3 protein-coding genes are annotated in these 2,620 nt (G+C 45.0%); 1 reads left to right on the top strand and 2 read right to left on the bottom strand.

The window, feature by feature from the left end; translation table 11 throughout:
* A partial coding sequence (locus Q8907_15940; protein ID MDP4275760.1) for a nucleoside deaminase occupies window positions 1–381 on the top strand: 381 nt, incomplete at its 5' end.
* Here Q8907_15940 and Q8907_15935 read toward each other — a convergent pair.
* Together Q8907_15935 and Q8907_15930 are read right to left on the bottom strand one after the other, a co-directional pair.
* A complete protein-coding gene (locus tag Q8907_15935; protein ID MDP4275759.1) occupies window positions 368–1,597 on the bottom strand; it encodes a 3-phosphoshikimate 1-carboxyvinyltransferase in 1,230 nt (409 codons plus the stop codon). The genes Q8907_15940 and Q8907_15935 overlap by 14 nt on opposite strands.
* Before the next feature lie 110 nt (window positions 1,598–1,707).
* Window positions 1,708–2,620 (bottom strand): hypothetical protein (locus Q8907_15930; GenBank protein ID MDP4275758.1); only part of this gene is annotated, 913 nt, incomplete at its 5' end.

Raw genomic sequence — 2,620 nt, 5'->3', positions numbered from 1 at the left:
TTGGAAGATGATGAAATCCCCATCGGGGCAGTGGTGGTTTTGCAAAACCAGATTATTGCCCGGGCGCACAATTTAACAGAGATGTTGAATGACGTCACGGCACATGCCGAAATGCAGGCGTTTACCTCGGCTGCAAATTATCTGGGAGGAAAATACCTCAACGAATGCACCCTTTATGTTACCGTGGAACCCTGCGTCATGTGTGCAGGAGCTGCATACTGGACACAAATCGGGAAAATCGTATACGGCACAAAGGATGAAAAGCGGGGCTATTCACTTATCATCCAGAACATACTGCATCCCAAAACCAAAGTGGTTTCCGGCGTAATGGAAAATGAATGCAGTAAATTGATGAAAGAATTTTTCCTTAAGAAACGCTAGAGAATATAATTCCGGCTTCTACAATATCGTCCCAGAACCCCGGATAGGATTTCATCACCACTTCCGGATCATTGATGACCAGCCGGCTGTTTTTCAAAACTGCCGGGGCAAAAGCCATGGCCATGCGATGATCCGCATAAGTGTCTATTTCCGGGACTTCGGCCCGTTCACTGTCGTACTGCCCGTCCCAGGCAAGACTGCCACTCTCAGGTTCCGTTATATTCACTCCGAACTTTAACAATTCTGTCTGCAAAGCTGCAACCCGGTTTGTTTCCTTAATCTTCAGACTTTCGCAGCCTGAAAAACGAAAAGGGATGCCCATCATGGCCAAAGTGACACAAAATGTCTGAACCATATCGGGATTTTTGGAAAAGTCAAATTCCATCTTCGTTATCGTTGTAGGTGCTTTTGAAAGTCTTATCCCGTCTGGAAGATAAGTTGTCTTTACTCCCAATGGCTCAAAAAGTCTGGCTATTGCAACATCACCCTGAATACTGTTGGCGCTTAACCCCGCAAGAAAAATATCCGCCTCAGGAGACAACACCGCCATTTCATACCAGTATGATGCTGCGCTCCAGTCGGACTCTACACGATAGGATGTCCGGTGATATTCCTGATGCCTGACAATAATTTCATCATCTTGCCAGTTACTTTCAACACCCAACTGCCTCATCAAATCGAGGGTAAGGCAGATGTAAGAAGAAGAAATAACTTTCCCCCTGAGCTTAATGGTAAGCCCTTCAGGTAACGAAGGCGCCACCAGCAATAAAGCACTGATAAACTGGCTGCTGATGCTGCCGTCAATCTCCACAACATTCTTCTTGGGAAGGACCCCGGAAATCTTCAGGGGAGGGAATCCATCTTTTTCCATATAATCGATGGATGCGCCCAACTGACGGAGGGCATCAACCAATTGCCCGATAGGCCTGTTTTTCATTCTTTCGCTTCCGGTAATCATCCTGGTACCCGGCACAAAAGAATAATAAGCCGTACTGAACCGCATGGCCGTCCCGGCAGGACCGATGTCAACCAGCACACAATGACTGTTTAAAGCTTCCTGCAATACTTTGGTATCATTGCTTTCCGAAAGATTCTCTATTTCAAAACCTCCACTCAAAGCCTGAATAATTAAAAGACGGTTGCTGATACTTTTGGAGGCAGGCAAAAAAATATTACCCTTTATTGGCTGTCCGGATCTCTGCAGAAGATATTTCATCCTGAAATGTTTGGGTTAAGCCGTATATCCTGAACGGCAAAAAATCTGTTTTCTTAACAATTCAAAGATATTCATCTCACCTGAATTTTGCAAAGCAAAACAGGAAGTTACTACAGGTAATTATTAACCAATTGAAACATTTGTTCCGGATTGGTTCCCGTTTGTGGCCTTTCAATCCTAAAAATCTTAGTATACTTGGCCAGTTGGCTAACCTGCCTGAAATGTGCAATTTTGCTTTCGGTTCCGATCAAAAAAGTAAAACGGTACGTATTTTCAGCCAGGGCATTGAATTTTTCCATACCCAGAAGTTCCTTACAGTCCGGTTCCGCTTTATCCGAAGGATGCAGAATGAAAATTCTTTTTAAGGGAAGCGGATGATCACAAAAACCTGTGCCGGTTGTAGCCAGGGCATGTTTTTCGTAGTTTTCCCTTATCCTCCGGTAGTTCTCCGGATTCTCCCCAAGTTGAAGCAAACTGTCTTTCCAAAGTTTTACCTGGGGATAGCCGGGCTGTACAAAGGGAATAGTCTGGTCATTAAAGGTAATGACGCAGACATCGTCTGCCAGCATCTGAAATCCTTTTTGTACAAAGGTTGCCACGAGTGTGGATTTCCCGGCCCCGGAATTCCCGGAAAAAATAACACAACCTTTATCCACCTTAACTGCACTGCCATGAACAGGCAAAAGCCGCCTTTGATGTATCAATGCCCCAAAGGCAGAGCCAAGCAGGAACAAACGGATATCATCCTGCGAAGCGGAAGGGTAAGGATCAATGGTTATTTCCTTCCCCTTATAAACCCAGAACTTTGCTATATCCCGGATGTCAAGGACAAAATCATCGGTCGAAGCTTCCAGAAATGGCGTTTTCTTTAAAGGATTCTCAATGTGAAAGCTAACCCCTCCGAACCTTATGCAAACATCGACATTTTCGCTAATGCATACAGGCAACTCAGGGCAACAGATTTCCGAGTATATCCGGAAACCAAAAGCTGTATAACCATAGCCCCCGGAATTGCTGCCGTTA

The sequence above is a fragment of the Bacteroidota bacterium genome, assembly GCA_030706565.1.
Classification (GTDB): Bacteria; Bacteroidota; Bacteroidia; order Bacteroidales; family JAUZOH01; genus JAUZOH01.
This window is presented reverse-complemented; position numbering and strand designations above follow the sequence as displayed.

Bases quoted from the DNA above. Each gene is read 5' to 3' on its own strand.
- Q8907_15935 (MDP4275759.1), bottom strand. From the start codon at position 1,597: ATGAAATATCTTCTGCAGAGATCCGGACAGCCAATAAAGGGTAATATT.